The sequence below is a fragment of the Pseudohaemophilus paraphrohaemolyticus genome, assembly GCF_003253115.1.
Classification (GTDB): Bacteria; Pseudomonadota; Gammaproteobacteria; order Enterobacterales; family Pasteurellaceae; genus Haemophilus_A; species Haemophilus_A paraphrohaemolyticus_A.
This window is the reverse complement of record NZ_QEQF01000021.1, coordinates 1-598: the sequence shown is the minus strand read 5'-3', so window position 1 is coordinate 598 and position 598 is coordinate 1. Positions and strand designations below refer to the sequence as shown.

The 598-nt window shown below is 40.1% G+C and carries 2 tRNA genes and 1 rRNA gene; all 3 read left to right on the top strand.

The features are described from left to right. Positions 1-85: ribosomal RNA gene (locus DPV92_RS09725) — 16S ribosomal RNA — on the top strand; the annotation flags it as partial. A 75-nt stretch (positions 86-160) separates the two neighbouring features. Next, positions 161-237 (top strand) — tRNA-Ile (locus tag DPV92_RS09720). Positions 238-281: 44 nt separating this feature from the next. Continuing rightward, positions 282-357 (top strand) — tRNA-Ala (locus DPV92_RS09715). Positions 358-598: the final 241 nt, after the last annotated feature.

The window sequence follows — 598 nt, the reverse complement described above, 5'->3', positions numbered from 1 at the left end:
GGCGTTTACCACGGTATGATTCATGACTGGGGTGAAGTCGTAACAAGGTAACCGTAGGGGAACCTGCGGTTGGATCACCTCCTTACCAAATTAAGCGACTGCAAGTGTTCACACAGATTGTTTGATATATGGAACGAAAGGTCGAAAGAGACATCCTTTTGGGTCTGTAGCTCAGGTGGTTAGAGCGCACCCCTGATAAGGGTGAGGTCGGTGGTTCAAGTCCACTCAGACCCACCACTCTAAAAAAAGAGTGAAAACTAAAAGGAGTTGTTATGATATATGGGGATATAGCTCAGCTGGGAGAGCGCCTGCCTTGCACGCAGGAGGTCAGCGGTTCGATCCCGCTTATCTCCACCAATCATCATAACTAAGGACACAAGTGGTAAAGTTTGTAGAAAAATTTACAAATTAACAAATAGATAAAATAAATCTTGTGTGTTTAGTTATGATGATACTCGAAAGATATTATCGTTGTTCTTTAAAAAATTGGAAACAAGCTGAAAAACTGAAGAGACTTTCAAGTCGAATTTAAAAGAGTTTGATAAGAAAAAGTCTGAGTAGTTAAATAAAATCTTAACTGAACAAAAGCAGTTAAGTG